Raw genomic sequence first — 25,798 nt, 5'->3', positions numbered from 1 at the left:
CGGTTACGCCTCGGCCCAGCGCTGCTGGACGGTGCGCACCGCATCGATCTGTCCGATGAACAGGTCCACCAGCGCCGGATCGAAATGGCGCCCGCGCTGCTCGCGCAGGAAATTCAGCGCTTCTTCTTCGCTCCACGCCTTTTTGTATGGCCGCTTCGAGGTCAGCGCGTCGAACACGTCGGCGATCGCCACGATGCGCCCGGCCAGCGGGATCTCCTCGCCGCGCAGGCCGCGCGGGTAGCCGCTGCCGTCGTATTTCTCGTGGTGGGTGAGGGCGATCTGGCCGGCCAGCGCCAGCATGCCGCCTTCGTGCTCGCCGATGATCTCGGCGCCGATCGTCACGTGGCTCTGCATGATCTTCCATTCGTCCGGATCGAGCGGCCCGGGCTTTTGCAGGATGCGGTCGGGGATGCCGATCTTGCCGACGTCGTGCATGGGGGCCGCGTGCAGCAGGTCGTCGGCTTCCGCCTCGGACAGGCCGGCGGCGATGCCGATGATGCGCGAGAAGTGGCTCATGCGGATCACGTGCATGCCGGTCTCGTTGTCCTTGTACTCTGCCGCCAGGCCCAGGCGCTGGACGATCTCCAGGCGCGTGGCGCGCAGCTCTTCCATGCGAACCAGCGACAAGTGGGTGCGTACGCGCGCGCGCACGATCGGCGGGCTGACCGGTTTGGTGATGTAGTCGACCGCGCCCGCGTTGAAGCCTTCCAGCTCGTCGGCGGTATCGGTCAGCGCGGTGACAAACATCACCGGGATCGACGCCGTCGCCGGATTGGCCTTGAGCGCGGCGCAGACTTCATAGCCGGACATCCCGGGCATCATCACGTCGAGCAGGATCAGGTCGGGATTTTCCTGGCGCACCAGCTCGAGCGCGCGTGCGCCGTCCTTGGCGAACAGCAGGCGGTAGTGGTCTTGCAGGATCTGGCGCAGCAACTGCAGGTTGCTGGCCTCGTCGTCGACCGCGAGGATCAGCGGCCGGTTGTTCGGTTGGGTCATGCGCGTACGTCCTGAAAGGGTCTTATTCGCCCAGCGTGGCCATCACGGCCTCCAACTGTTCCAGGGCGAGGTCGAATTCGAAATCGCCGATCGCGCCTTGCACCTGGGCGACGCGCGGCGCGGCCGGATGGCCGGCCAGCGCCGCCGCCAGCCCGGCCAGCGCGGCATCGTCCAGTGCTCCGCGGCGCAGGGCCTGCAGCAGCAGCTTGCCGGCGCGCTGGGCGCGCGGCAGGTCGACGCCGTCGGCAGCTTGCGCCGGCGCCGGCTGGGCGCTGCCGGCGCGGATCGCGGCCAGCGCCTCTGCCAGGGCGGCGGTCGAGGTTTCCAGTGCGCCGGCTGCCGCGCGCTCGTCGGTCGGCACCGTGTTGGTCGCGTGTTCGAGCCTGGAGAGCGCGTCGGACAGCTGCTCCAGCCCGACGTTGGCGGCCACGCCGCGCACCTTGTGCGCCAGCATGCGCAGGTCCTGGTGGGCGCCGGCGGCGGCGTGCAGTTTCAGCGTGGTGGCGAGGTCGGCGTACTGGCGGCCGAAATGCTCGAGCGCCTCGAGGTAGACGTCTTCCTTGTCGGCCCAGCGGCGCAGGCCGACGCGGCGGTTGAGCACCTCGCGCGCCGGGCCCGGGATGCCGTCAGTGTCCTTGTCGGCGCCTGCCGGGGCCAGGCCCAGCACGCGGGCGATCTCGTGCGACAGGGTGAACCAGTCGACCGGCTTGCTGGCGAAACCGTCCATGCCGACTTCGACGCTGGCCTTGCGATGCTCGGCCAGCACGCTGGCGGTCATCGCGATCACCGGCACGCGTGCGCGCCCGGTCGCGGCCTCGTGGGCGCGGATCGCGCGGGTGGCGCCCAGGCCGTCGAGCACCGGCATCTGGAAGTCCATCAGGATCACGTCGAATTCGCCACGGGTGGCCTGTTCCGCCACGGCGGCGCCGTCCGCCACGGCAGTGAGCGTATGGCCGCGGCGCGACAGCAGCAGCTGCAGCAGCTCCAGGTTCTGCGGCACGTCGTCGGCGGCCAGCACGCGCAGCGGCGGCAGCACGGCGGCGCTGCGCACGCGCGGGGCCTGCTGGGCAAAGCGCGCCAGCACCAGCGGCAGGCGCACGTGGAAGGTGGTGCCCTTGCCCGGCTCGCTCTCGGCCCAGATGCGGCCGCCCATGAGCTCCACGAGCTGCTTGCAGATCGTAGTGCCCAGGCCCGTGCCGCCGAAGCGGCGCGTCATCGAGGCGTCGGCCTGGGTGAAGGGATCGAAGATCGCCTGCAGGCGGTCCGGGGCGATGCCGATGCCGGTGTCGATGACGGCGATGCACAGCTGGTCGCCGTCCGCGGTCACGCGCAGCGTGACGGTGCCGGACGGGGTGAACTTGATGGCGTTGTCGTTCAGGTTGGTCAGCACCTGGCGCACGCGCAGTTCGTCGCCGCGCAGGCCGGTCGGCAGCGCCGGGTCGTACTGGATGTCCAGGTGCAGGCCCTTGGCGCGCGCGTTGGCGGCCAGCGTCGAGGACAGCTCGTCGATCAGCGACAGCAGGTTGTAGTCGTTCTGCTCGAGCTCCACCGCGCCCTTGTCCAGCTTGGCGGTGTCGAGGATTTCATTCAGCAGGCGCAGCAGGGCGCGGCCGGCGCTGCGGATGGTGTCGAGGTGGCGGCGCTGGTCCTTGTCCAGCTCGCCGTCGAGCAGCACGTCGGTGAAGCCCAGGATCGAGTTCATCGGGGTGCGGATCTCGTGGCTCATGTTGGCCACGAACGAAGCGCGCGCGGCGGCGGCCTGCTCGGCCTTTTCCTTGGCTTCGCGCAGCGCTTCTTCCATCTGGCGGCGCTCGGTGATGTCGAGGATGACGCCGTCGAGCCAGCACAGCTCGCCGTCGTCGTGGCGCACGCCGCTGCCGTTTTCCCACAGCCAGCGCACGCCGCCGTCGGCGTGCAGCAGGCGGTATTCGACCAGGTAGGGGCGTTCTTCGCGCAGCGCGACTTCGATCTCGGCCGCCACCTGCACCCGGTCGGTCGCATGGATCATGGTGCCGAAGGTGCGGCGCGGCGGCGTGCCCAGGAAGTCGGCGGCCGGATAGCCGGTCACGCGTTCGACCGCATCGCTGATGAAGACCATCGGCCAGTCGCCGTCGATCGCGCTGCGGAAGGAAATGCCGGGGATGTTCTTGATCAGGGAGCGGAACTGGGCTTCGCTCTCGTGCAGCGCCTGCATGATGGCGCGGCGTTCGCTGATGTCGGTGATGAAGCAGACGTACAGGTCCTGCTGGCCCATGCGCGCATGGCCGATCGCGCGGCGCACCGGCACCAGGCTGCCGTCCTTGCGCCGGCCCAGTACTTCGCTGCCTTTCGACAGCGAGGCCGAATGGCCGTTGCGCAGGAAACCAAGCAGGCTGTCGCGCGCCGAGTTGTCTTCGTCGGCGATCAGGAGGCTCACGCTGCGGCCGACGATCTCGTCGCGCCGCCAGCCGAAGATGCGCTCGGCCGAGGCGTTGAATTCGGTGACGATGCCGTCGCGCCCGATCGTGATGACGCCGTCGACGGTGGTGGTGAGCAGGGCGCGCATCCAGGCTTCGCTGCGCTGCAGTTCGAGGAACATCTGGCGGTAGCGCAGCAGGCCGTTGGCGGCCAGCACCAGGCCGGTGAAGATCACGGTGGTGAGCGAGATCGCCAGCGCCAGGAAGGAGCTGTTCGAGGAGCCGACGCCGCCCGGGGCCACCTGGCCGACGAAGCGCGCCGCCGCCATGCCGGTGTAGTGCATGCCGGCGATGGCGCAGCCCATCACGATGGCCGAGAGCAGCAGGCGGCGCGATTCGGTCAGCGAGGTGAAGCGCGACAGGCCGAAGCGCACGCCCAGCGCCACCGTGGCCAGCACCACCGCGACCACGATGGACAGCGCGAACATGGCCGGGTCGTAGCGCAATTGCAGGCTCATGCGCATGCCGGCCATGCCGGAATAATGCATGGCGCCGATGCCGGCGCCGACCACCACGCCGCCGATGAGCAGGCCCAGGGGCCCCAGGCGCTTGCGCGAGATCAGCGACAGGGCCACGGCCGAGGCGCCGATGCTCGGCAGCGCCGACAGGATGGTGGTGAGCGGATCGTAGGTGATCGGCGTGCACAGGTTAAAGGCGAGCATGCCGATGAAGTGCATGGCCCAGACGCCGGCGCCCAGCGCCAGGCTGCCGCTGCCGAGGACGATCGCGCGGTGGGTGCGGCTGGCTGCGGCCTGGCCTGCAATCTGCAAGCCCATCCAGGACGAAAAAATCGCGATCAGCACCGACAACAGCACGAAACTGGGTTCATGCACGCCAAACGTCAGCAGCGACGGGTCATCCGGTACTGAAAATAATTGCGGCATAGTCGGCTTTTTTGAGTAATTTGGGTATGCGTACGCCCGGGCTTGTTCTCATCAGTATCGCATTTCCATAAGGCAAAGTCTTGTGCCGCTTAGGAAACATGCAGGTTTCGCCAGAATTGTGTCGCACGGACACCACCCTTGTCACATGCCTGTGGTAAATCACATCTTGCTGATATGCTGTATTTATCGACGCAGTCGGCGTTGTACCGGGTAAGCAAACATGTTGCGTAATCGATTTGTCGCGTTTGTCATGACAGTAGTGAGCGGCGCCGCATCGGCCGCGCCTGCCCCGGCAGCGTCCGAACCGCCGCGCCTGTACATCACGACCGAATTGTCGGCGCCGTCGAGCATGCTCGATGGCGGCCGGGTAGTGGGCATCGCCACCGACAAGGTGCGCGAAGCCATGGACCGCGCCGGCGTCGCCTACACGATCGAGATGCTGCCCTGGAAGCGCGCCTACAATGCGGCCCTGCAGCGCCCGGACGCCTGCGTGTATTCCACCACTCGCACGCCCGACCGCGAGCCGCTCTTCAAATGGGTTGGCCCCACCGATATCGCCCAATGGGTGCTGGTGGGGCGCGCCGACCGCAAGCTGCAGTTGCGCAACCTCGAGGATGCACGCGGCCTGCGCATCGGCACCTATAACGGCGACGCCCGCGACGCTTATTTGCGCGAGCGCGGCTTCACGACAGACCCGACCTCGAACGACTTGTCCAACCCGCAGAAGCTGATGCTGGGGCGCATCGACCTGTGGGCCGCCAGCCTGCGCAGCGGCAGCACCGTGCTGGCGCGTTATGGCTACGACAAGAAACTCGTACCGCTGCTCGTGTTCAATGAAATCGGGGTGTACCTGGCCTGCAACCGGGCCGTGCCGAACGACGTGGTCGCGCGCCTGAACACGGCCTTCGACCAGATCTCGCAGGACGGCACCGGCCAGCGCATCGAGCGGCGCTACGAGCGCTGGATGCCGGCGCGCCGGCGCTGATCCAGACGCCGCTGACGCTAAGGTGCATGCTGGCCGGACTTGATGGCTCTGTCACCGTTACTTGTGGAGTTGCCCAGCACCGAGAGCGGCGCCTGTTAGGATCTATAAAATTTACCAACGGAATTTGAGCTGTTACCGGCGAACCGCCTGCTGCAATGGCGCTGCCTTGCCTTGCCTTGCCTTGCTTTGCCTTGGCGGTGTGAAGCTTAGGATTCTGAGGGCAAGGACCCTACGGTCGACAAGCAAGCGGGTGCCTGATGTCACAGTGGATCGGGGATAGCAGGTCGCGGGATTTTCAGGTGAGGCACTGCAGAAAGCTCCTGCTGAGCGAATCCGCGTTGGCAACGACGCAACCCATGGTGACTAAGTCAGTGGCCAAGCCGCCATGGAACGCCGCATCTGATCAGTTCAGGATTTCATTTCCCGACAATGTCGGTGTATCGGGCAGTTGGAGAGGCGCGACAACAGGCGAAACAGTGGTCACGTGCGCGGCGCGGTCACCCTTGATCATCTCCTCCCACATGGAGCCGGAATGCCCGCCGCCTAGGTCGAGCTCCTGACCGCAGCCACAGATGGTGCACGTTCGCTTGTCATAGTCGTCGTATTCCCATTGGTGCGCGGGATAAGTGCGTTCGAACCATACTTTCAATGCGGCCAGCATTCCCATCGCGCCCCCGTTTTTTCAACAAACAATTCAGGACACACAATATCGAAAATATTAATGTTTGGCAACGAGTCTTGCTGGTTTGGCGGTATTACTGAGGGGAGAGGGTGTTATCAGGTTTTCTTTAGGATGCTCTCAGCACGTCAACAAGCAGATGCTGATGTCGGACCGGCAGCCAGCCATTCATTCTTGAATGTAACTGTAAAAATGTTCGACAGAATTCAGCGCGGTTTACGCTCGGTCGAGCGGTTTGCCGTCGATTGAATCCTCGCGTGTTGTGGTTTATTCCGCCGAAGGTAGAGTCCACAGCGAGGATGCTGCAGGACCGCATTTCTGGAAGGGCAGATCGGTTAACGCTAGCTATGCCGTCCTGTATACGAAGTCAAGCTCTACGTTCTCTTCGAGGTGACTCATGCGTCATCTTTGAGTGAAGCGTGTGTGTAACAGAAAGGATCGCTAACGCGGAAGGGAGAATGTGGAGTGCTCCGGCACATCGCACTTCTGAATGCGCGGATTGCTTGTACAACAGGAAGACAGGGTATTGCGTTGGGTATGCTTGGTGCCTCCGGCCGGAATCGAACCGGCACGCCTTACGGCGCTTGATTTTGAGTCAAGTGCGTCTACCAATTCCGCCACAGAGGCCCAACAGCAGGCGCGAATCTTAGCACACCCCTTGCCCCGCTGACCAGTACCGTCGCGCTCCCCGATGGAGATGCCTTTGGCGACCGCTGCCGGCGCCTCAGCAGGCGATGCGTTGCTGGAGCAGGCGCAGGCTGCCGACCGGACCGACGACCTGCAGGGCAGTAGGGGTGACGGCGACTTCGATCGCGCCTTCGCGGCCGCGCAGCCAGGGACGCGGACGGAAATAGCTGAGGTGGTCGGTCTCGGAGGCGGTGCGGCGGTAGCCCAGCGAGGTCAGCGCGTCGTCGAGCTTGCTGATCATGTGGCGGGCGTCGAAATGCGTGTTCATCTCGAAGCGGCCCGGGCCCATCATGGCGACCGGCATGAGGCCGCCGGCGAGCGCCGGCAGGACGATGAAGGGCAGCGGCGTGGCCGGGTCGATAAAGTGCAGCAGCAGCATCAATAGGGGCAGGCCCAGCGCCAGGGTCAGCACCCAGGGCAGCAGCTGGCGCCAGGTTCCACGCCGGCCCAGGAAAAAGGGCCGCTCGTTGATCCGGACAATTTCGGAAAACGTAATACTTTTCATGACTATCTCCTCGCAGCGCTGCTTGACCGGTGGGGCCGCACGACAACAGAGCGACCGTATTATTCTGACCACCAACCTGACGGAGAAGTTGACTCCGCTCAAACGCACTGCCATCAAGGCGTAGGTTCTCACATCAAAGCTGGGGTGCGCGCACTGATGGATAAACTATGCATGAATCGTGCCAGAGAAGAAAAAAGCCGCCGGCGGTGAGGCGGGCGGCTTTGGAGGAGCAGTAAAACTCAGCGGCGGCGGAACAGGCGGAAGCGTTCGTCGCGGTCGGAAGCGCGCCGGCCCTCCCACAGCATGGTGGCGCCGCGCACGCCGTAGCGGCGCGCGAGGATGTTGTCGTCGCGATTCTTGATGCTGTCCTGGAGCAGCACGTAATTGCATTCGCCACCGGCCAGGCCGACGAAAGGCAGGCGGCCGAAGTAGGCGAAGGAGGCGCGCTGGGCCGGGCCGACATTGGTGTCGATGCAGCCGGCGTCGGCCGGCAGGCGCGCCGCGATCTGCTGGGCCACGCCGGCGTAGCTCTTGCTGTAGTTCAGGTCCGGCAGGAACAGGGTCATCAAGAGCACCCATACCAGGATCAGTCCGCTCGACGAGAGCACCACCGCGCGCCACAGCACCGAAGGCTGGCGCGACAGGCGCCAGTGGACCAGCATGATCCAGCCGATGCTGGCGGCGGCAGCCACCAGGAAAGCGACGACGCCCACTTCCGGCTTGAACCCGGGCACCAGCTTGAGCGCGTTCTTGGCCAGCTGGGCCGGCCAGCCGGTGAGCTTGGCGATCCAGAATAGCCAGATCAGCGCGCCCAGGATGGTCAGCACCATCACCGAGAACCAGTCGATTGCATTGATGGTGCCGCGCTTCATGGTCGGCAGGCCGAACGCGGCCATCAGCGCCAGCGGGGCGAGCATCTTGAGGAAGTCGCCGTTTTCCGGTTCCGGGTCGCACAGCATCAGCAGCATCAGGGCCAGGAAGAACATCACCGGCATCACGATGTGCAGCAGGCGCTGCTGGCGGCGCCAGGCCCACACTGCCCACAGGGCGAAGGGCCAGGCCGGCCAGAAGAACCACACGCCGATGCGCAGGAAACCCTTGAGCGAGGCCGCGCCCGGCAGCGCAATCTGGGCCGCGTTCCAGGCCAGCCAGTCGCCGACCGGCGACAGGCCGAAGGGCTGGACCAGGGCGGCCGGGACGATCCACACCAGGGTGATAAGAAATCCGACACCTGCGGCCAGGCCCAGGTGGCGCAGGCTGGCCGCGGTCTGCAGCTTGAGGTAGCCGGTGCAGGCGAACAGGGCCAGCAGCAGCACCACCGGCGGCATGATGCCGCGCGTGAGCGTCAGCAGCCCCAGCGACAGGCCGACCAGCACCGCATTGCGGGTGGTGGCGCTCTCGACATAGCGCACCGCGCGGTACAGGAAATAGGCAAGCAGGGCGCCCTGCAGCGTGGCCGAGAGCGTCAGGTGGCTCTGCACCAGCAGCCCGAGGCAGCCGAGGTAGATCAGGACGGCGGTGTCGCCCAGGGTGCGGCCGTAGTCGTCCGGCTCGGGCTGGCCGCCGAAGGCCAGGCGCAGCGGCTGGGCCTCGGCGCGGCGCCCCAGGTGGAAGGCGGTGTACCAGAGCGACATGGCGCCGGTGACGAAGATGCCGATGGTCGACACGCGTGCGGCCAGCACGTCGCCCAGGATCCAGCCGAACAGCTTGATGCACAGGGCGCCGAGCCAGAAGGCCAGCGGGCCTTCCTGGCTTGCCGCCAGGCCGGCGATGTTCGGGTACAGCCAGTCCTGCAGGCCGCCATGCGCCATGGTCCACATGATGCCGAAGGGGCCGGCGTCTTCCTTCCACGGGTCGCGGCCGATCAGGCCCGGCAGGATGTACAGCATGCCCAGCGCGAGCAGGGCCCAGCGGGGCAGCGCCAGGGTGGCGGCGGCGGGGAGGCGGACGGGTTTCATCGGGTAGTCTGTTGCAAGATGAGAATAGTCGCGTAGTATAGCCGCGAAAAAAAAGAAGCCGGTGAACCGGCTTCTCTTCTGGCAACGCCGGGCGCTGCGGCCCGGGTGTGCGTGTCGTGCTGCGGCGAATTAGCCGTTGGCGACGGCGGTCTTCGAACCGACTGCACCGAACTTCTGGCGGAACTTCTCGACGCGGCCAGCGGTGTCGACGATCTTGTGCTTGCCGGTGAAGAACGGGTGCGATTCAGCCGAGACTTCGATCTTGATCAGCGGGTATTCTTTACCTTCGTGCTGGATCGTTTCGCGGGTGTTGATGGTCGAACGGGTGATGAACTTGAAGTCGCACGACAGGTCGTGGAACACAACTTCACGGTAATTTGGGTGGATATCGGTCTTCATGGTGGTGCTTTCTAAGAGTTGGTAGCCAAACAGCACTTCGTCGGTCGCCTTGCTTCTTGACCCGATTGCCGATCACTTGCCAGGGTTGATGACTGCTGAACCCACGATTATAAAACGGTTGCGCCGCCAAGGCAACAAAGCCGTCCAGCAGGCCGCGCCGGTCGCTCCAGGTAACCACAAACGACAAGGCGGCCCGAAGGCCGCCTTGCGCGCGTCGCTGCGTCGGCCGGTCAGCCGCCGCGGCGCATCATGTCAAAGAATTCGACATTGTTCTTGGTCGCGCGCATCTTGTCGAGGATGAACTCCATCGCTTCGATCTCGTCCATCGAGTACAGCAGCTTACGCAGGATCCAGATCTTCTGCAGCTGGTCCGGCTTGATCAGCAGTTCTTCGCGGCGGGTACCCGATTTGTTCAGGTTGATCGCCGGGTAGACGCGCTTCTCGGCCAGGCGGCGCTCGAGGTGCACTTCCATGTTGCCGGTGCCCTTGAATTCTTCGTAGATCACGTCGTCCATGCGCGAACCGGTTTCGATCAGGGCGGTGGCGACGATGGTCAGCGAGCCGCCTTCTTCGACGTTACGTGCCGCGCCGAAGAAACGCTTCGGACGCTGCAGCGCATTGGCGTCGACACCACCGGTCAGGACCTTGCCCGAGGCAGGGATCACGGTGTTGTAGGCGCGCGCCAGGCGGGTGATCGAGTCGAGCAGGATGACCACGTCCTTCTTCATCTCGACCAGGCGCTTGGCTTTTTCCAGCACCATCTCGGCGACCTGCACGTGGCGGGTGGCCGGCTCATCGAAAGTAGAGGCGACGACTTCGCCGCGCACCGAACGCTGCATCTCGGTCACTTCTTCCGGACGCTCGTCGATCAGGAGCACGATCAGGGTGACGTCGGGGTGGTTCGAGGTGATCGCGTGGGCGATGTGCTGCAGCATGACCGACTTGCCCGACTTCGGCGATGCCACCAGCAGGCCGCGCTGGCCCTTGCCGATCGGCGAGATCAGGTCGACGATGCGGCCGGTGATGTTCTCGGCGCCGTTCATGTCGCGCTCGAGGCGCAGCGGCTCGTTCGGGTGCAGCGGCGTCAGGTTTTCGAACAGGATGCGGTGCTTCGAGGCTTCCGGCGACTCGCCGTTGACCTTGTCGACCTTGACCAGTGCGAAGTAGCGCTCGCCGTCTTTCGGCGTACGCACTTCCCCTTCGATCGAGTCACCCGTATGCAAGTTGAACCGGCGGATCTGCGACGGCGAGATGTAGATGTCGTCGGTCGAGGCCATGTAGCTCGCATCGGGCGAGCGCAGGAAGCCGAAGCCGTCGGGCAGCACCTCGAGGGCGCCGTCGCCGAAGATCTGTTCGCCGCCTTTGGCGCGCTTCTTCAGGATCGCGAACATCAGTTCCTGTTTGCGCAGGCGTGCTGCGTTGTCGATGTCGAGGCCGATAGCCATCTCCAGCAGCGCGGAGACGTGCATTGCCTTCAGTTCAGATAAATGCATGTTTGTGTGGGTGTCCCGTGACGGGAAAGTAAAGGTAGGGGAGGGAACGACGTGGGTTCGTTAAACTGCTCGTTGGGAAGCACCGGAGCCGAAGCTTCCCGACAATGACGGCAACGCGGGCGCGCTGCCGCCTCTATGGTATCAGATGTTGCTATCGATAAACTGGATCAATTGACCCTTGGCCATCGCGCCAACTTTTTGCGCAGCCGCGACACCGTTCTTGAACAGGATCAGGGTCGGGATGCCGCGGATGCCGAACTTGGCCGGTACGGCCTGGTTCGCGTCGACATCCACTTTAGCGATGATCAGCTTGCCTTCGTACTCCTTGGCGACTTCTTCCAGGATAGGTGCAATCATCTTGCACGGACCGCACCACTCGGCCCAGAAGTCTACCAAAACCGGAAGCTCGGATTTGAGCACTTCGGTATCGAAGTTTGCATCGCTGATGTGTTTAATGTTTTCGCTCATAGGTTCCTCAAAAGAGGTAAGGATCAATTTAACGCCTGGCGGCCAATGCCGATCCTGCGTCGTCCCGGCCGGCTTCCGTGCATCGCTTAACGCGCATTGCCACTGAATGACTAACCGCTACACAATGGTGGAGGCACTGTGTGCACAATTCAATATGGAAGGACGGCAAGGGGGTGTCAGGCGGGGATGTGCCGAATAATACCCCATTTTTTTAAAAAGTGTGGGCAGGTTTGTACAAAATCTTAACATTGCATCGCAAGGCGCAATTGCTCGGCCGCGACCGGCTTGCGGAAGGCGCCCGCCACCTGCAGCCCGAGGGCGCGCGCCAGCTCGCTGGCGGCGTCGCGCAGGCCGTCGTCCAGCGCCGACACCAGGATCACCCGCCCATTGAATCCCCGGCTGGCCGCGGCCTGCAGGAATTCGATGCCATCCATCTCGGGCATGGCCAGGTCGCAGATCACGAGGTCGGGTGCATGACGAGGCAGCTCGGCCAGCGCCGACTGGGCATCGAACTCGGCGTGCACGTCGAAGGGGCCGAAGCCCTCCAGCATGTCGCGCAGCACCGCCAGCATGAAGCGGTCGTCGTCCAGCAGCAGCACGCGCTGGGGCGCGGCGTGCAAAGTGGACGAAGTCGAAGGGTTCATGGGATCGAATAAGAGGGCTGCGCCTGGACCGGGGCCATTATGGCGAAGTTTTCCACTCCCGTGGAATTATTGAACAACTAGTGTGCGCGAGTGTTGCTCGCTAGTCGCGAGGCAGGCGCCTAGACGCTGCCGGTGAAACGCGCCAGGTGGCCCGGATGCCACATCGTGGCCACCGAGGCGACGCGCCCGCCCGAGGTGGTGCGGCGGTGCAGCACCAGGCAGGGCAGGCCGGGTTCGATGGCCAGCATGGCGGCGATCCCGCCCGGGGCGGGCTGCGCTTCGATGCCATAGGTGGCGCCCTGCAGGGGCGCTGCCACCATCAGGTGCTCGTTCGGCGTGATGGTGCTGAAGTCCTGTTCCAGGTAGCTGGGCGCGCAGGCCGGGTTGACCCAGCGGTCTTCGACCTGGATCGGCACATCGTTCTCGAAGTGGACGATGATCGAGTGAAACAGCCGCGCGCCAGGGGCCAGCTCGAATTCGGCGGCCAGCTCGTCGCCGGCGGTTTCCTCGCGCAGCAGGCCTAGCTGGCTGCGGTGGGCGCGCCCGCGCGCACGGATCTCGTCGGCGATGTTGCGGATCTCGACCAGCGTGGCCTGGTATTTTTGCGGCGCCACATAGGTGCCCGAACCCTGGCGGCGCGTGAGCACGCCTTCGGCGGTGAGCTCGCGCACGGCGCGGTTGACCGTCATGCGCGAGACCCCGAACTGGCGCACCAGCGCCTGCTCCGAGGGCACCAGTTCGCCTTCCTTCCAGCGCGCGGACGCGATCTCGCCGACCAGGTAATCCTTGATCCGCTGGAAAATGGGGGTGCTGTCTTGCGCGATGGGGTCTTCCAAACTACTCTCCGGGGAAGGCGATGACGCCAGGTATGCCATGAGCATCGATTCTAGCATTGCAATTCGAAAGCAAGACCCGGAGTGCCGGGGGCGGGGAAGACGCTTAGCCTGTTCCCATCGCACCTCACCGGGACTCCACCATGAACGCCATGACCAGCCCTTACGACACCGATGACGCACGCTGGGCCGCCGTGCAGCGGCGCGACCCCGACGCCGACGGCCGCTTTTATTATTCCGTGCGCACGACCGGCGTCTACTGCCGTCCGTCCTGTCCCTCGCGTGGCGCGCTGCGCGCCAACGTCGCCTTCCACGCCAGCTGCGCCGCGGCGGAAAGCGCCGGCTTTCGCGCCTGCCAGCGCTGCTACCCGGCGCTGCCGCCCCTGGCCGAACGCCAGGCCGTCGCCGTGGCGCGCGCCTGCCGCATGATCGACGAAGCCGACACGGCGCCCGACCTCGACAGCCTGGCGCAGGCGGTGGGCATGAGCCGCTTCCACTTTCATCGCGTATTCAAGGCGCATACCGGGATCACGCCGAAGGCTTACGCCAGCGCACGCCGTACCGCGCGCCTGCAGCAGGGCCTGGCGGCCGCGCCGAGCGTCACCGATGCGCTCTACGATGCCGGCTTCAATTCGAGCGGACGCTTTTACGAAGCCAGCGCCGGCGCGCTCGGCATGACCCCGACCAGCTACCGCGCGGGCGGGCAGGGCGAGACGATCCGCTTTGCCATCGGCGCCTGCTCGCTGGGCGCGATCCTGGTGGCCGCGACCAGCCGCGGCATCTGCGCGATCCTGATCGGCGACGAGCCCGAACCGCTGCTGCGCGATCTGCAGGAGCGCTTTCCTCGGGCCGCACTGATCGGCGCGGAGCTGGACTTCGAGCGCACGGTGGCGCAGGTGGTCGGTTTCGTCGAAGCCCCCGGCCTGGGCCTGGACCTGCCGCTGGACGTGCGCGGCACCGCCTTCCAGCGCCGCGTGTGGGAAGCCCTGCGCGCGGTTCCGGCCGGTTCCACGGTGAGCTATGCCGAACTGGCCGAACGCATCGGCCTGCCGGCCGGCGCACGTGCGGTGGCCGGCGCCTGCGCGGCGAACCCGGTGGCGGTCGCGATTCCCTGCCACCGCGTGGTGCGCACGGATGGCGCACTGTCCGGCTACCGCTGGGGCGTCGAACGCAAGCGCACGCTGCTCGAACGCGAGGCAGGGCAATGATCGAGGTTGACTGGGAGCGCGTCGGCACGGAGCTCGACGCCTTCGGCTGCGCGGTCATTCCGGGCCTGCTGCCGCATGCGGACTGCATGGCGGCGGCCGCGTTGTACGACCGGCCCGCGCTGTTTCGCAGCCGGGTGCTGATGCAGCAGCATGGCTTCGGGCGTGGCGAGTACCAGTATTTCGCCTATCCGCTGCCACCGGCCCTGGCTGCGCTGCGCACGGCGCTGTACCCGCCGCTGGCCGGCATCGCCAACCGCTGGCATGCGGCCCTGGGCGTCGAGTCGCGCTTCCGTCAAGAACACGCCGACTTCCTGGCGCGCTGCCATGCGGCGGGCCAGGTGAAACCGACCCCGCTGCTGCTGCGCTACCGCGAGGGCGACTACAACTGCCTGCACCAGGATCTCTACGGCGAGCTGGTGTTCCCGCTGCAAGTGGCGGTGCTGTTGTCGAAGCCCGGCCTGGATTTCGAAGGCGGCGAATTCGTCCTGACCGAGCAGCGCCCGCGCATGCAGTCGCGCGCCGAAGTGGTGCCGCTCGGGCAGGGCGACGCGGTCGTGTTCGCGGTCAACCACCGCCCGGTGCAGGGCACGCGCGGGGTCTACCGGGTGGCGATGCGCCATGGCGTGAGCCGCCTGCGCAGCGGCACCCGCCACACGCTCGGGATCATCTTCCACGACGCCCTTTGAGCGCTTTTCCCGCTGCCTGCATTCCTATACACTGCTCCGTGCCACGCCCACAAGGCGTCGAACCCATCCAACACGGAGAAAAGAACAGCTTATGCACGCGCGCCGGATCCCCCTGTCTTCCCTGATTGTCCTTGCCGGCCTCGGCGTCCTGTCCTCGGCCCATGCCGACACGGTCATCACCAATGCCAACGGCTACACCCTCAACAGCAAGGGCGAGCTGGTGCAGTTCAGCGCGCTGGCCTACGACGACAAGGGCCGCATCACGGCCGTCGGCACGGCCGCCGAGGTGGCGGCGAAAACCAGGGGCGCGCGCCAGGTCGACATGGGTGGCCGTACCGTGCTGCCGGGCCTGATCGACGCCCACGGCCACGTGTTCGGCCTGGGCCAGCAACTGACCCAGCTCGACCTCTCCGCCACTACCTCGCTGGCGGACGCCACCCGCGCCATCGCCACCTATGCGCGTTCGAACTCGGGCCTGGCCTGGATCCGCGGCCGCGGCTGGAACCAGGAAAACTGGAAGCTGGGCCGCTTCCCGACCGCCGCCGACCTCGATCCTGTCGTGTCTGATCGCCCGGTATGGCTCGAGCGCGTCGACGGCCACGCCGGCTGGGCCAACAGCCGCACGCTGGCGCTGGCCGGCATCACCAAATCGACGCCCGATCCGGCCGGCGGCAAGATTCAACGCGATGCGAACGGCGAGGCCACCGGCGTGCTGGTCGACGCGGCGCAGGAACTGGTGACCAAGGTCATGCCGGCCCAGACCGAAGCCGAAGGCCGGGTCATGCTGGACCGCTCGCTGCAGGAGCTGGCGCGCGTCGGCCTGACGGCCGTGCACGATGCCGGGGTCGGCGTGGCGGAAGACCGCCTGTACCGCGACTACGCCGACAAGAAGAAGCTCACCGCCCGCGTCTACGGCATGATCGGCGGCACCGACAAGGATTTTGACCAGTTGGCAAAAAATGGCCCGCTACGCGACTATGCCGACGGCATGTACGCGCTGCGTTCCGTGAAGCTGTACTCGGACGGCGCCCTGGGCAGCCGCGGCGCCGCCCTGCTCAAGCCCTACAGCGACGAGCATTCGCATGGCCTGCTGTTCTTCAAGACCGCGCAGATGGACGCCATGATGACCAAGGCCATGCGCCGTGGCTACCAGGTCAATGTGCACGCGATCGGCGACGCCGGCAACAAGCAGATCCTCGATATCTACAAGAAGGAAGTCGCGGCCACCAGGAGCGGCGCCCAGCGCCACCGCATCGAGCATGCGCAGGTGGTGGCGCCTGCCGACATCCCGCGCTTCCTGTCGCTGGGCATCATCCCGTCGATGCAGCCGACCCACGCAACCTCCGACAAGAACATGGCCGAGACCCGCGTGGGCCCGGAGCGCATCAAGGGCGCCTACGCCTGGCGCAGCTTCCTGCACCAGGGCTCGCGCATCGCCTGCGGTTCCGACTTCCCGGTGGAGTCGCCCAATCCCTTCTTCGGCATCCACGCCGCCGTCACCCGCATGGATGCAAGCGGCCAGCCGGTCGCGGGCTGGTACCCGAACCAGGCGATGTCGCTGAAGGAAGCCTTCCGCTGCTTCACGCTGGATGCGGCCTATGCCGGCCACCAGGAGAACAGCCTGGGTTCGCTGGAGCCGGGCAAGCATGCCGACTTCATCGTGATCGACCGCGATCTGTTCAGGATGCCGACCTACGACATCCACAAGACCGGCGTGCTGGAGACCTGGGTGGCGGGCAAGCAGGTGTTCAAGAAGTAAAGCATAAATTGACGTCACCCGTAGGGTGGGCAGGGTAAAACAGTCCGGTGGACTGTTTTACGCCCACCCTACGGGCATCGTCAACACGCCCACCAAAACCGGTTGACTTGGTTGTATAGACAACCTAGACTTCATTGCTGCACTTTTCCTTTCCAGGAGCCGCCATGAACGACCAGATGCCACACGACCCGCGCTTCGACCCGACGCGCTCCATCCGCGCTCCGCGCGGCACCGAACTGACCTGCAAGAGCTGGCTCACCGAAGCCGCCTACCGCATGATCCAGAACAACCTCGACGCCGAGGTCGCGGAAAACCCGCAGGCGCTGGTGGTCTACGGCGGCATCGGCCGCGCCGCGCGCAACTGGGAATGCTACGACCAGATCCTGGCCTCGCTGCGCACGCTCGAAGACAACGAAACCCTCCTCATCCAGTCCGGCAAGCCGGTCGGCGTGTTCCGCACCCATCCGGACGCGCCGCGCGTGTTGCTGGCGAACTCGAACCTGGTGCCGAAATGGGCCAACTGGGAGCACTTCAATGAACTGGACCGCAAGGGCCTGTTCATGTACGGCCAGATGACGGCCGGCAGCTGGATCTACATCGGCACCCAGGGCATCGTGCAGGGCACCTACGAAACCTTCGCCGAAGCCGGCCGCCAGCACTTCGGCGGCGACATGGCCGGCCGCTGGATCCTCACCGCCGGCCTGGGCGGCATGGGCGGCGCCCAGCCGCTGGCCGCGAGCTTTGCCGGCGCGGTCTCGCTCAACATCGAATGCCAGCAGACCAGCATCGACTTCCGCCTGCGCACCCGCTACCTCGACAAGCAGGCCAGGGACATCGACGAAGCCCTGGCCATGGTCCAGGACGCGGTCGCGAAACGCGAAGCCGTCTCCATCGGCCTGCTCGGCAATGCCGCCGACGTGCTGCCGGAACTGGTGCGCCGCGCGCAGGCGGGCGGCATCAAGCCCGATCTCGTCACCGACCAGACCTCGGCCCACGACCTGATCAACGGCTACCTGCCCAGCAGCTGGACGGTCGAGCAATGGAAGGCGGCCCAGCAGGATCCAGGCCAGCACGCGCGCCTGAAAGCCGCCGCCGCCGCCTCCTGCGCAGTGCACGTGCGCGCCATCCTCGACTTCAAGGCGATGGGCTGCTACGCGGTCGACTACGGCAACAACATCCGCCAGGTGGCCAAGGACGAGGGCGTCGAGAACGCCTTCGACTTCCCGGGCTTCGTGCCGGCCTATATTCGTCCCCAGTTCTGCGAAGGGCGCGGGCCCTTCCGCTGGGTGGCGCTGTCGGGCGACCCGGAAGACATCTATAAAACCGACGCCAAGATCAAGGAGCTGTTCCCGCATCACGCGCAGGTGCACCGCTGGCTGGACATGGCGCGCGAGCGCATCGCCTTCCAGGGCCTGCCGGCGCGTATCTGCTGGCTGGGACTGGGCGAGCGCCACATCGCCGGCCTGGCCTTCAACGAGATGGTGCGCACGGGCGAATTGAAGGCGCCGATCGTGATCGGCCGCGACCACCTGGACACCGGCTCGGTCGCCAGCCCCAACCGCGAGACCGAAGCCATGCGCGACGGCACCGACGCGGTGTCCGACTGGCCGCTGCTCAACGCCTTGCTCAACACGGCCGGCGGCGCCACCTGGGTCTCGCTGCACCATGGCGGCGGCGTGGGCATGGGCTATTCGCAGCACTCGGGCGTGGTGATCGTGGCCGACGGCACCGATGCCGCGGCCGAGCGCCTGGCGCGGGTCCTGGTGAACGACAGCGGGTCGGGCGTGATGCGCCATGCGGACGCCGGCTACGACAGTGCGATCGACACGGCCAAGCGCAATGGCCTGAACCTCCCGATGATCAAGTAAGGCAGTTACGATATGAACCAATCGAACCATGGCATCACCCTGCAACCCGGCCAGCTGACACTGTCCGACCTGCGCGCGGTCTGGGCCGGCCACGCGCCGCTGACCCTGGCGCCGAGCGCCTGGCCGGCGGTGCACGCCTCGCTCGCGCTGGTCGACGCCATCGTCGCCAAGGGCGACCCGGCCTACGGCATCAACACCGGTTTCGGCATCCTGGCCAAGGCCCACATCCCGAACGACCAGCTGGCGACCTTGCAGCGCAACCTGATCCTGTCGCACGCGGTCGGCACCGGTCCGCTCATCGACGACCACATCGTGCGCCTGATCGTGCTGACCAAGATCGGCAGCCTGGCGCGCGGCTATTCGGGCGTGCGCCCGGTCATCATCGAGACCCTGATCGCCCTGTACAACGCCGGCATCATGCCGGCCATTCCCTGCCAGGGTTCGGTCGGCGCCTCGGGCGACCTGGCGCCGCTGGCCCACATGACCCTGGCCATGCTGGGCGTGGGCCCGGTGCGCTACAAGGGCGAAGTCGTCGATGCGGCGGACGCATTGAAGGCGGCCGGCATCGAGCCGGTCAACCTGGTCGCCAAGGAAGGCCTGGCCCTCATCAACGGCACCCAGGTCTCGACCGCGCTGGCGCTGCACGGCCTGTTCATGGCCGAGCGCGTGCTGGAAGCGGGCATGGTCGCCGGTTCGCTCTCGCTCGACGCGGCGCGCGGCAGCGACGCCCCGTTCGACGCGCGCATCCACGCGGTGCGCGGCCAGCCGGGCCAGATCACGGCCGCCGGCATCTACCGCGAGCTGGTGGCGGGCAGCGCCATCCGCGCCTCGCACTTGGTGGGCGACGAGCGCGTGCAGGACCCGTACAGCCTGCGCTGCCAGCCGCAAGTGATGGGCGCGGCGATGGACCTGATCGCCAACGCCGGCCGCACCCTGCTGATCGAAGCCAATGCCGTGACCGACAACCCGCTGCTGTTCCCGGACGACGGAGCGATCATCTCCGGCGGTAACTTCCACGCCGAGCCGGTGGCCTTCGCCGCCGACACGCTGGCGCTGGCCATCGCCGAGATCGGAGCCTTGTCCGAGCGCCGCATCGCGCTGCTGATCGACGCCAACCTGTCGGGCCTGCCCGCCTTCCTGGTGCGCGAGCCGGGCCTGAACTCGGGCTTCATGATCGCCCACGTCACCGCCGCCGCGCTGGCCTCGGAAAACAAGTCGCTGGCCCATCCGGCCAGCGTCGACAGCCTGCCGACCTCGGCCAACCAGGAAGACCATGTCAGCATGGCCACCTTCGCGGCGCGCCGTCTGGACCAGATGGCGCACAATACGTCGGTGATCGTGGGGATCGAGCTGCTGGCGGCCGCCCAGGGCATCGAATTCCACCGCCCCCTGACCACCTCGAACCACCTCGAGCACGTGCACGCCCAGCTGCGCGAACGGGTGGCCCCGTACGATGCCGACCGCTTCTTCGCGCCGGACATCGAGGCCGCGCGCAAGATGGTGGTGGACGGCGAGCTGTCGGCGTCATGCAAGGAACTGTTCGTGGCGCTGCACCCTTAACAATCTGATCCAGGAGAGGCAATGGACTTTCGGTTCAAGGCAGGCAGGCTTCCGGTGCTCGTGTCGATGCCCCATGCGGGCATCGACATCCCGGACGAGGTAGCAAGCACCATGGCGCCTTGCGCGTCCGCGCGCGCGGACACCGACTGGCACCTGCCCGAGCTGTACGGCTTCCTGGAAGAGATGGGGGTGTCGACCATCTCGGCGCGCTGGTCGCGCTACCTGATCGACCTGAACCGCCCGCCCGAGAACACCAACCTCTACCCGGGCATGGACACCACCGGCCTGTGCCCGGTCGACACCTTCGGCAGCGAGCCCCTTTACCTGCCGGGCAAGGTGCCGGACGAAGCCGAGGTGCAGCGCCGCCTGCAGCAATACTGGATGCCTTACCACGCCCAGCTGCGCGCGGAACTCGAGCGCCTGAAAGCCGAATTCGGCCGCGTGGTGCTGTGGGATGCGCATTCGATCGCTTCCACCGTGCCGCGCTTTTTCGAAGGCCGCCTGCCGGACCTGAACTTCGGCACCGCCGGCGGCACGTCCTGCGCACCCGGCCTGGAACAGGCCGTGGTGGGCGTCGCGCGCGCCCAGGACCGCTTCAGCATCGCCGTCAACGGCCGCTTCAAGGGCGGCCACATCACCCGCCACTACGGCCAGCCGCAAGACGGCGTGCACGCGATCCAGCTCGAGATGTGCCAGTGCCTGTACATGAACGAAGCGCCGCCTTTTGAATACCGCCCGGATGTTGCGGCCCAGGTGCAGCCGCTGCTGCGCGCCATGATCGGCTCGGCCGCCGAATGGGTCGCCCGATGAGGGCCGTGTTTGCCCGCCATGCGCTCTTGCCCGGCGGCTGGCAGCGCGACGTGCTGGTCGAATGGGACGTGCACGGCGACCTGACCCGCGTGGCGCCGCAGTCCGCGCCGCCGCTGGGCGTGGCGCGCGCCGACTATGTGGTGCCGGGGATGGTCAACCTGCATTCGCATGCATTCCAGCGCGCGCTGGGCGGCCTCACCGAGCGCGCAGGGGAGGGACCGGACAGCTTCTGGACCTGGCGCGACCTGATGTACCGCTTCGCCGCGCGCATCACGCCGGAACAGATCGAGGCCATCGCCGCCCAGCTGTTCGCGGAATGCCTGCGCCATGGCTATACCTCGCTGTGCGAATTCCACTACCTGCAGCGCGGCCCGGGCGGCGCGCCCTACGCGCGGCCCGCGGAGACGGCCGAACGCGTCGCGGCGGCCGGCCATGCCACCGGCATGGGCCTGACCTTGCTGCCGGTGCTGTACAGCCACGCCGGTTTCGGCGAGCAGCCCCTGGGCGCCGGGCAGCAGCGCTTCCGCACGGGCGTGGACGACATCCTCGGCATCGTCGATGCGCTGGGCGCGCTGCGCGGGCCGCAGCTGGAAGTGGGCGCGGCGCCGCATTCGCTGCGCGCGGCCACCATCGGGCAGGTGCGCGAGCTGGCAGCCGGCCTGCCGGCGGGACGCCCGCTGCACATCCATATCGCCGAGCAGCAGGCCGAGGTAGAGCAAAGCCTTGCTGCGACCGGGCGCCGGCCGGTCCAGTACCTGATGGAGCAGGCCGCCATCGACGAGCGCTGGTGCCTGGTGCACGCCACCCACCTGGATGACGGGGAAGTGCGCGCGCTGGCCCGCAGCGGCGCCGTGGCCGGCCTGTGCCCGACCACCGAGGCCAACCTGGGCGACGGCCTGTTCCCGCTGCAGGCCTTCATCGAGGCCGGCGGGCGCTTCGGCATCGGCAGCGACAGCCACGTGTCGCACAGCCCGGTCGAGGAACTGCGCTGGCTGGAATACGGCCAGCGTCTGGTGCAACAGCGCCGCAATATCGCCTTCACACCGCAACAGCGCGACGTCGGCCAGTACTTGTGGCAAGCTGCGTTACGCGGCGGCGCCCAGGCGGCCGGCCGCAAGGTCGGCGCGCTGGAAGAAGGCCGCCGCGCCGACCTGCTGGTGCTGGACGGGACGCATCCGAACCTGGATGGCGTGGCGGACGAGGACGTTCTCGGCCGCTTCCTGTTCTGCGGTAACGACAACCTGGTGCGCGACGTGCTGTGCGGCGGGCGCTGGGTGGTGCAGGCAGGCCGCCACATGGCGCAGGACGCGATCGCGCAGCGCTACCGACAAGCCGTCAACGAATTACGCGAGGTAAGCCAATGACCGTACTGATCCCATTCGCAAGCCTGTCGCCGGTACCGTGGAAAAACGGCGGCGGCAGCACGACCGAAATCGCCATCGGCCCGCCGGACGCCGGCTTCGAGGATTTCGACTGGCGCGTCAGCCTGGCCACCATCGAAAAGGACGGCGCCTTCTCGCAGTTCCCCGGCGTGGACCGCACGCTGGCGCTGGTGGAGGGCCATGGCATGACGCTCGACATCGACGGCGACCCGGTCCTGCTTACCGATGGCGATCCGGTGATTGCGTTCGACGGCAGCTCGGAGGTCACCGCAAAGCTCAGCCGCGGCGGCAGCACCGACTTCAACGCGATGACGCGCAGCGACCGCTGCTACCACACCTTCGGGCGGCGCCGGCTCACCGGCATCTCCACCTTCGTGGCGCGCGCCGACATCACGGTGCTGTTCCTGGCCGAAGGCGAAGCGCTCGAGCTGCGCAACGAAAAGGAGCGCATCGGCCTGGTGCGCTTCGATGCGGTGGTGCTCGAAGCGGGCTCCATCTGGAAGCTGGAAGCCGGGCAGGCGATGATCTACATCGTCGACATCTACTACCACAGCGAAGAGGACGAAGAGTCCTATGAGTGAGGCGGCCGACCTGCTGTTGACCAACGTGCACCTGGCCACCATGGTGCAAGGCTACGGCGAGCTGCGCGACGCCGCGCTTGCCGTCAAGGACGGCCGCATTGCCTGGCTGGGTGCGCGCGGCGACGCGCCCGCCGCCAAGGCGCAGCACGATTGCCAGGGCAGGTGGATGACGCCGGGCCTGATCGACTGCCACACCCACATCGTCCATGCCGGCAACCGCAGCAGCGAATGGGAAGCGCGCCTGAACGGCGCCAGCTACGAAGACATCGCGCGCCAGGGCGGCGGCATCATGTCCACCGTGCGCGCGACGCGCCAGGCCGGTGTCGAGGCGTTGCTGGCGCAAAGCCTGCCGCGCGTGGCCCAGCTCCTGTGCGAAGGCGTGACCACCCTCGAGATCAAGTCCGGCTATGGCCTCGACCTGGCGTCCGAAGAAGCCATGCTGCGCGCCGCGCGCCAGGTAGCCCAGCGCCTGCCGGTGCGCGTGGCCACCACCTTCCTGGGCGCCCACGCGCTGCCGCCGGAATTCGCCGGCCGGCCGGACGCCTATGTCGACGAATTGTGCGAACGGATGCTGCCGCAGCTGGCGCAGCAGGGACTGGTCGACGCGGTGGACGCTTACTGCGAGCGCATCGGCTTCACCGTGGCCCAGACCGAGCGCGTGTTTGACGCGGCCCGCACCCTCGGGCTGCCGGTCAAGCTGCATGCCGAGCAGCTTTCCAGCCAGGGCGGCGCCGAGCTGGTGGCGCGTTTCGACGGCCTGTCGGCCGACCACCTCGAACACCTGACCCAGGCCGGCATCGACGCCATGGCGCACGCCAGCACGGTGGCGGTGCTGCTGCCCGGCGCCTATTATTTTTTGCGCGACACCACGCCGCCGCCGATCGGGGCGCTGCGCGAGGCCGGCGTGCCGATGGCGGTCGCCACCGACTGCAATCCCGGCACCTCGCCCATGACTTCCCTGCTGCTGGCGATGAACATCGCCTGCACGCTGTGGCGCCTGACGCCGCAGGAGGCGCTGCTGGGCGCCACCAGCCACGCCGCGCGTGCGCTTGGCCTGCAGGGCGAGATCGGCACGCTGGAAGTGGGAAAGGCGGCCGACCTGGCCCTGTGGGAGATCGCGCGTCCGGCCGACCTGGCCTATGCGATGGGGTTCAATCCCTGCCGCGCGGTGGTGAATGGCGGCGTGCTGCGTCCAGCACATATCACAGCCGCTTGACGGCGGTTTGATGCGCCGCGCAGGCGCATGCTCCCCGTATTCGTCAGGCATGCGCAACGCATTTGCGGCTGACCCCGCTTTTCTTGATTGGCGTCAAATCGCCAAATTCCAGCTCGGGAATTATTACCTAAACGGTCGTAACAACAGTAACTGGCGGTAAGGATTAATCCCGGATTAAGGAAGCGCACTTATAGTTCACACCTGTGCTTCACCATCTCCCCTCCCCATTGATGCAAATGGGTTCGCCCACGGCGCCTCACGGCCCCGTGGGTTTTTCTTTGTGCAGTGGGGAAGTACTTAGCTTTGGCGTTCGGCCATCGCGGTGAGGGTGTCGCCCGCCAGGCGGCAGATGCGCCAGTCGGGCATCACGTCCGCGCCCATCGACTTGTAGAACTGGATGGCCGGCTCGTTCCAGTCGAGCACCGACCACTCGAAGCGGCCGCATTCGCGCTCGACGGCGATCTGCGCCAGGCGCGCCAGCATCTTCGTGCCATAGCCCTTGCCGCGGTGCGACTGCAGCACGTAGAGGTCTTCGAGGTAGAGGCCCTTCCTGGTGAGGAAGGTCGAGAAATTATGGAAGAACAGGGCGAAGCAGACGACCCGGCCGTCCTCTTCGCCGACGATGGCTTCGCACGAAGGACGCTGGCCGAACAGGCCTTCGTGCAGCAGAGCTTCGGTGGAGACCACCAGGTGTTCGAGTTTCTCGAACACGGCCAGCTCCAGGATCATGGCCTGGATATGCGCGACATCCAGTGGAGTGGCGGGGCGGATGGAAAATTGGGTCATGGGGTTTCGATGGCGTTGTTCAGGTTTGCGGATTGCACGGGTTTGGCTGCGGGCGCGCGCAGGGCCCAGGCCACGCTGGCCAGGCACAGGATCATGCCGGCGAATTCGACCGGGCCGGGGCGGTAGCCCTCGAGCTGGATCGACAGCAGCACCGACAGCACCGGCGTGACGACGCCGATGTAGACGGTCTTCTGCGCGCCGATGCGGTTGATCAGCGTGAAGTAGGCGAAGAAGGCGACCACGGAGCCGAAGATCGACAGGTAGACCAGGCCGGCCCAGTAGGTGGCGCTTTGCGGCAGCACGAAGCGGTCGCCCGTGAGCAGCGCCCAGACAGTCACCAGCGAGGCGCCCCACAGCATCGACCAGGCCATGGTCAGCGGCAGGTTGGCGCACTCCTTCTGCACGCGGCTGACCACGATGCTGCCGGCCGAGCTGGCGAGCGTGGCCACCAGGGCCAGCACGACCCCGGCGATGAACTTGGCGCTGCCGCCGGCCTGGTAATCGCGCCATGCGGTGCCGATCGAATGCCAGAACAGCAGGGCGACGCCGGCGATCGCCGCCACGCCGCACAGGATCGTGCGCGGGTTGATGCCGGTGCCGAAGAACAGGCGGCTCAGCAGGGGCGTCCAGAACACCATCAGCGCGAACACCACCGCCACCAGTCCCGACACCACGTATTGCTCGGATTCGTAGGTGCACAGGTAGGAGATGCAGAAGGTCAGGATCCCCTGCAGCGCGATCCAGCGATGGGTGCGCAGCGGCAGCGCCAGGCGGTCGCGCCGCACGATGCAGATGATGAAGAGCGTGGCCGCGGCCAGGAAGAAGCGGTAGGCCACCGACACCGCGGGCGGCGCTTCGCCCAGCTGCAGGGTGATGGCAAAGAAGGTCGAGCCCCAGATCAGCGAGGCGACGGTAAACAGGACGGAAGAGGGCATCGCGGGAGTATACGTGCTCC

General features: G+C 66.5%; 22 protein-coding genes and 1 tRNA gene. 10 read left to right on the top strand and 13 right to left on the bottom strand.

The window, feature by feature from the left end:
- Positions 1–3 precede the first annotated feature (3 nt).
- The gene (locus AC3XQU_RS02780) at positions 4–996 is read right to left on the bottom strand and encodes an HD domain-containing phosphohydrolase (protein ID WP_489872593.1); all 993 of its coding nucleotides are present in this window, start codon (positions 994–996) and stop codon (positions 4–6) included.
- A gap of 22 nt (positions 997–1,018) precedes the next feature.
- Entirely contained in the window at positions 1,019–4,285 is a 3,267-nt protein-coding gene (locus AC3XQU_RS02775; protein ID WP_489872592.1) for an MHYT domain-containing protein, read from the bottom strand.
- A 301-nt stretch (positions 4,286–4,586) separates the two neighbouring features.
- Here AC3XQU_RS02775 and AC3XQU_RS02770 point away from each other — a divergent pair, with 301 nt between their 5' ends.
- Positions 4,587–5,321 (top strand): substrate-binding periplasmic protein, encoded by a 735-nt coding sequence (locus tag AC3XQU_RS02770; RefSeq protein WP_489872591.1) that lies wholly within the window; start codon positions 4,587–4,589, stop codon positions 5,319–5,321.
- Positions 5,322–5,724: 403 nt separating this feature from the next.
- Here the strand turns inward: AC3XQU_RS02770 and AC3XQU_RS02765 are convergent, their stop codons facing one another.
- From AC3XQU_RS02765 to hutC, 9 genes are all read right to left on the bottom strand, one after another.
- Positions 5,725–5,982: a hypothetical protein gene (locus AC3XQU_RS02765; protein ID WP_489872590.1), complete on the bottom strand. Its 258-nt coding sequence runs from the start codon at positions 5,980–5,982 to the stop codon at positions 5,725–5,727.
- 560 nt (positions 5,983–6,542) lie between these two features.
- Positions 6,543–6,627: transfer RNA gene (locus AC3XQU_RS02760), tRNA-Leu, on the bottom strand.
- 97 nt (positions 6,628–6,724) lie between these two features.
- A complete protein-coding gene (locus AC3XQU_RS02755; protein WP_489872589.1) occupies positions 6,725–7,192 on the bottom strand; it encodes a hypothetical protein in 468 nt (155 codons plus the stop codon).
- 239 nt (positions 7,193–7,431) lie between these two features.
- Positions 7,432–9,150, bottom strand: a complete 1,719-nt coding sequence (locus tag AC3XQU_RS02750; RefSeq protein ID WP_489872588.1) for an ArnT family glycosyltransferase — start codon at positions 9,148–9,150, stop codon at positions 7,432–7,434.
- A gap of 129 nt (positions 9,151–9,279) precedes the next feature.
- Positions 9,280–9,549 (bottom strand): type B 50S ribosomal protein L31, encoded by a 270-nt coding sequence (locus tag AC3XQU_RS02745; RefSeq protein WP_489872587.1) that lies wholly within the window; start codon positions 9,547–9,549, stop codon positions 9,280–9,282.
- Positions 9,550–9,779: 230 nt separating this feature from the next.
- Positions 9,780–11,042 carry a transcription termination factor Rho gene (rho, locus tag AC3XQU_RS02740; RefSeq protein WP_489872586.1) on the bottom strand — a complete coding sequence of 421 codons (1,263 nt, stop codon included), beginning with the start codon at positions 11,040–11,042 and terminating at the stop codon, positions 9,780–9,782.
- A gap of 141 nt (positions 11,043–11,183) precedes the next feature.
- Positions 11,184–11,510, bottom strand: a complete 327-nt coding sequence (trxA, locus tag AC3XQU_RS02735; protein ID WP_489872585.1) for a thioredoxin TrxA — start codon at positions 11,508–11,510, stop codon at positions 11,184–11,186.
- A 242-nt stretch (positions 11,511–11,752) separates the two neighbouring features.
- Entirely contained in the window at positions 11,753–12,154 is a 402-nt protein-coding gene (locus AC3XQU_RS02730; protein WP_489872584.1) for a response regulator, read from the bottom strand.
- A gap of 119 nt (positions 12,155–12,273) precedes the next feature.
- The gene (gene hutC, locus AC3XQU_RS02725) at positions 12,274–13,029 is read right to left on the bottom strand and encodes a histidine utilization transcriptional repressor HutC (protein WP_489872737.1); all 756 of its coding nucleotides are present in this window, start codon (positions 13,027–13,029) and stop codon (positions 12,274–12,276) included.
- A gap of 110 nt (positions 13,030–13,139) precedes the next feature.
- Between hutC and ada the strand changes: the two genes are divergently transcribed.
- The 9 genes from ada (at position 13,140) to hutI (ending at position 24,057) form a co-directional block, all read left to right on the top strand.
- Positions 13,140–14,195 (top strand): bifunctional DNA-binding transcriptional regulator/O6-methylguanine-DNA methyltransferase Ada, encoded by a 1,056-nt coding sequence (gene ada, locus AC3XQU_RS02720; protein WP_489872736.1) that lies wholly within the window; start codon positions 13,140–13,142, stop codon positions 14,193–14,195.
- Positions 14,192–14,881 (top strand): 2OG-Fe(II) oxygenase, encoded by a 690-nt coding sequence (locus AC3XQU_RS02715; protein ID WP_489872583.1) that lies wholly within the window; start codon positions 14,192–14,194, stop codon positions 14,879–14,881. Before ada ends, AC3XQU_RS02715 begins: the two co-directional genes overlap by 4 nt.
- 91 nt (positions 14,882–14,972) lie before the next feature.
- Positions 14,973–16,640: an amidohydrolase gene (locus AC3XQU_RS02710; RefSeq protein ID WP_489872582.1), complete on the top strand. Its 1,668-nt coding sequence runs from the start codon at positions 14,973–14,975 to the stop codon at positions 16,638–16,640.
- Positions 16,641–16,804: 164 nt separating this feature from the next.
- A complete protein-coding gene (gene hutU / locus AC3XQU_RS02705) occupies positions 16,805–18,508 on the top strand; it encodes a urocanate hydratase (protein WP_489872581.1) in 1,704 nt (567 codons plus the stop codon).
- Between the two features lie 12 nt (positions 18,509–18,520).
- A complete protein-coding gene (gene hutH, locus AC3XQU_RS02700) occupies positions 18,521–20,068 on the top strand; it encodes a histidine ammonia-lyase (RefSeq protein ID WP_489872580.1) in 1,548 nt (515 codons plus the stop codon).
- Positions 20,069–20,089: 21 nt separating this feature from the next.
- Positions 20,090–20,878 (top strand): N-formylglutamate deformylase, encoded by a 789-nt coding sequence (gene hutG, locus AC3XQU_RS02695; protein WP_489872579.1) that lies wholly within the window; start codon positions 20,090–20,092, stop codon positions 20,876–20,878.
- A complete protein-coding gene (locus tag AC3XQU_RS02690) occupies positions 20,875–22,242 on the top strand; it encodes a formimidoylglutamate deiminase (RefSeq protein WP_489872578.1) in 1,368 nt (455 codons plus the stop codon). Before hutG ends, AC3XQU_RS02690 begins: the two co-directional genes overlap by 4 nt.
- Positions 22,239–22,841, top strand: a complete 603-nt coding sequence (locus AC3XQU_RS02685; protein WP_489872577.1) for a HutD/Ves family protein — start codon at positions 22,239–22,241, stop codon at positions 22,839–22,841. Before AC3XQU_RS02690 ends, AC3XQU_RS02685 begins: the two co-directional genes overlap by 4 nt.
- Positions 22,834–24,057 carry an imidazolonepropionase gene (gene hutI / locus AC3XQU_RS02680; RefSeq protein ID WP_489872576.1) on the top strand — a complete coding sequence of 408 codons (1,224 nt, stop codon included), beginning with the start codon at positions 22,834–22,836 and terminating at the stop codon, positions 24,055–24,057. The genes AC3XQU_RS02685 and hutI overlap by 8 nt, the downstream gene beginning before the upstream one ends.
- Positions 24,058–24,354: 297 nt before the next feature.
- Here the strand turns inward: hutI and AC3XQU_RS02675 are convergent, their stop codons facing one another.
- Together AC3XQU_RS02675 and AC3XQU_RS02670 are read right to left on the bottom strand one after the other, a co-directional pair.
- Positions 24,355–24,843, bottom strand: coding sequence for a GNAT family N-acetyltransferase (locus tag AC3XQU_RS02675; protein WP_489872575.1), 489 nt, complete (start codon positions 24,841–24,843; stop codon positions 24,355–24,357).
- A complete protein-coding gene (locus tag AC3XQU_RS02670; protein ID WP_489872574.1) occupies positions 24,840–25,778 on the bottom strand; it encodes a DMT family transporter in 939 nt (312 codons plus the stop codon). The genes AC3XQU_RS02675 and AC3XQU_RS02670 overlap by 4 nt, the downstream gene beginning before the upstream one ends.
- Positions 25,779–25,798 lie beyond the last annotated feature (20 nt).

The organism is Telluria sp. AZSoR62, assembly GCF_058111565.1.
Note: the sequence above shows the minus strand (reverse complement) of the source record. Positions and strands in the feature narration are given on the sequence as shown.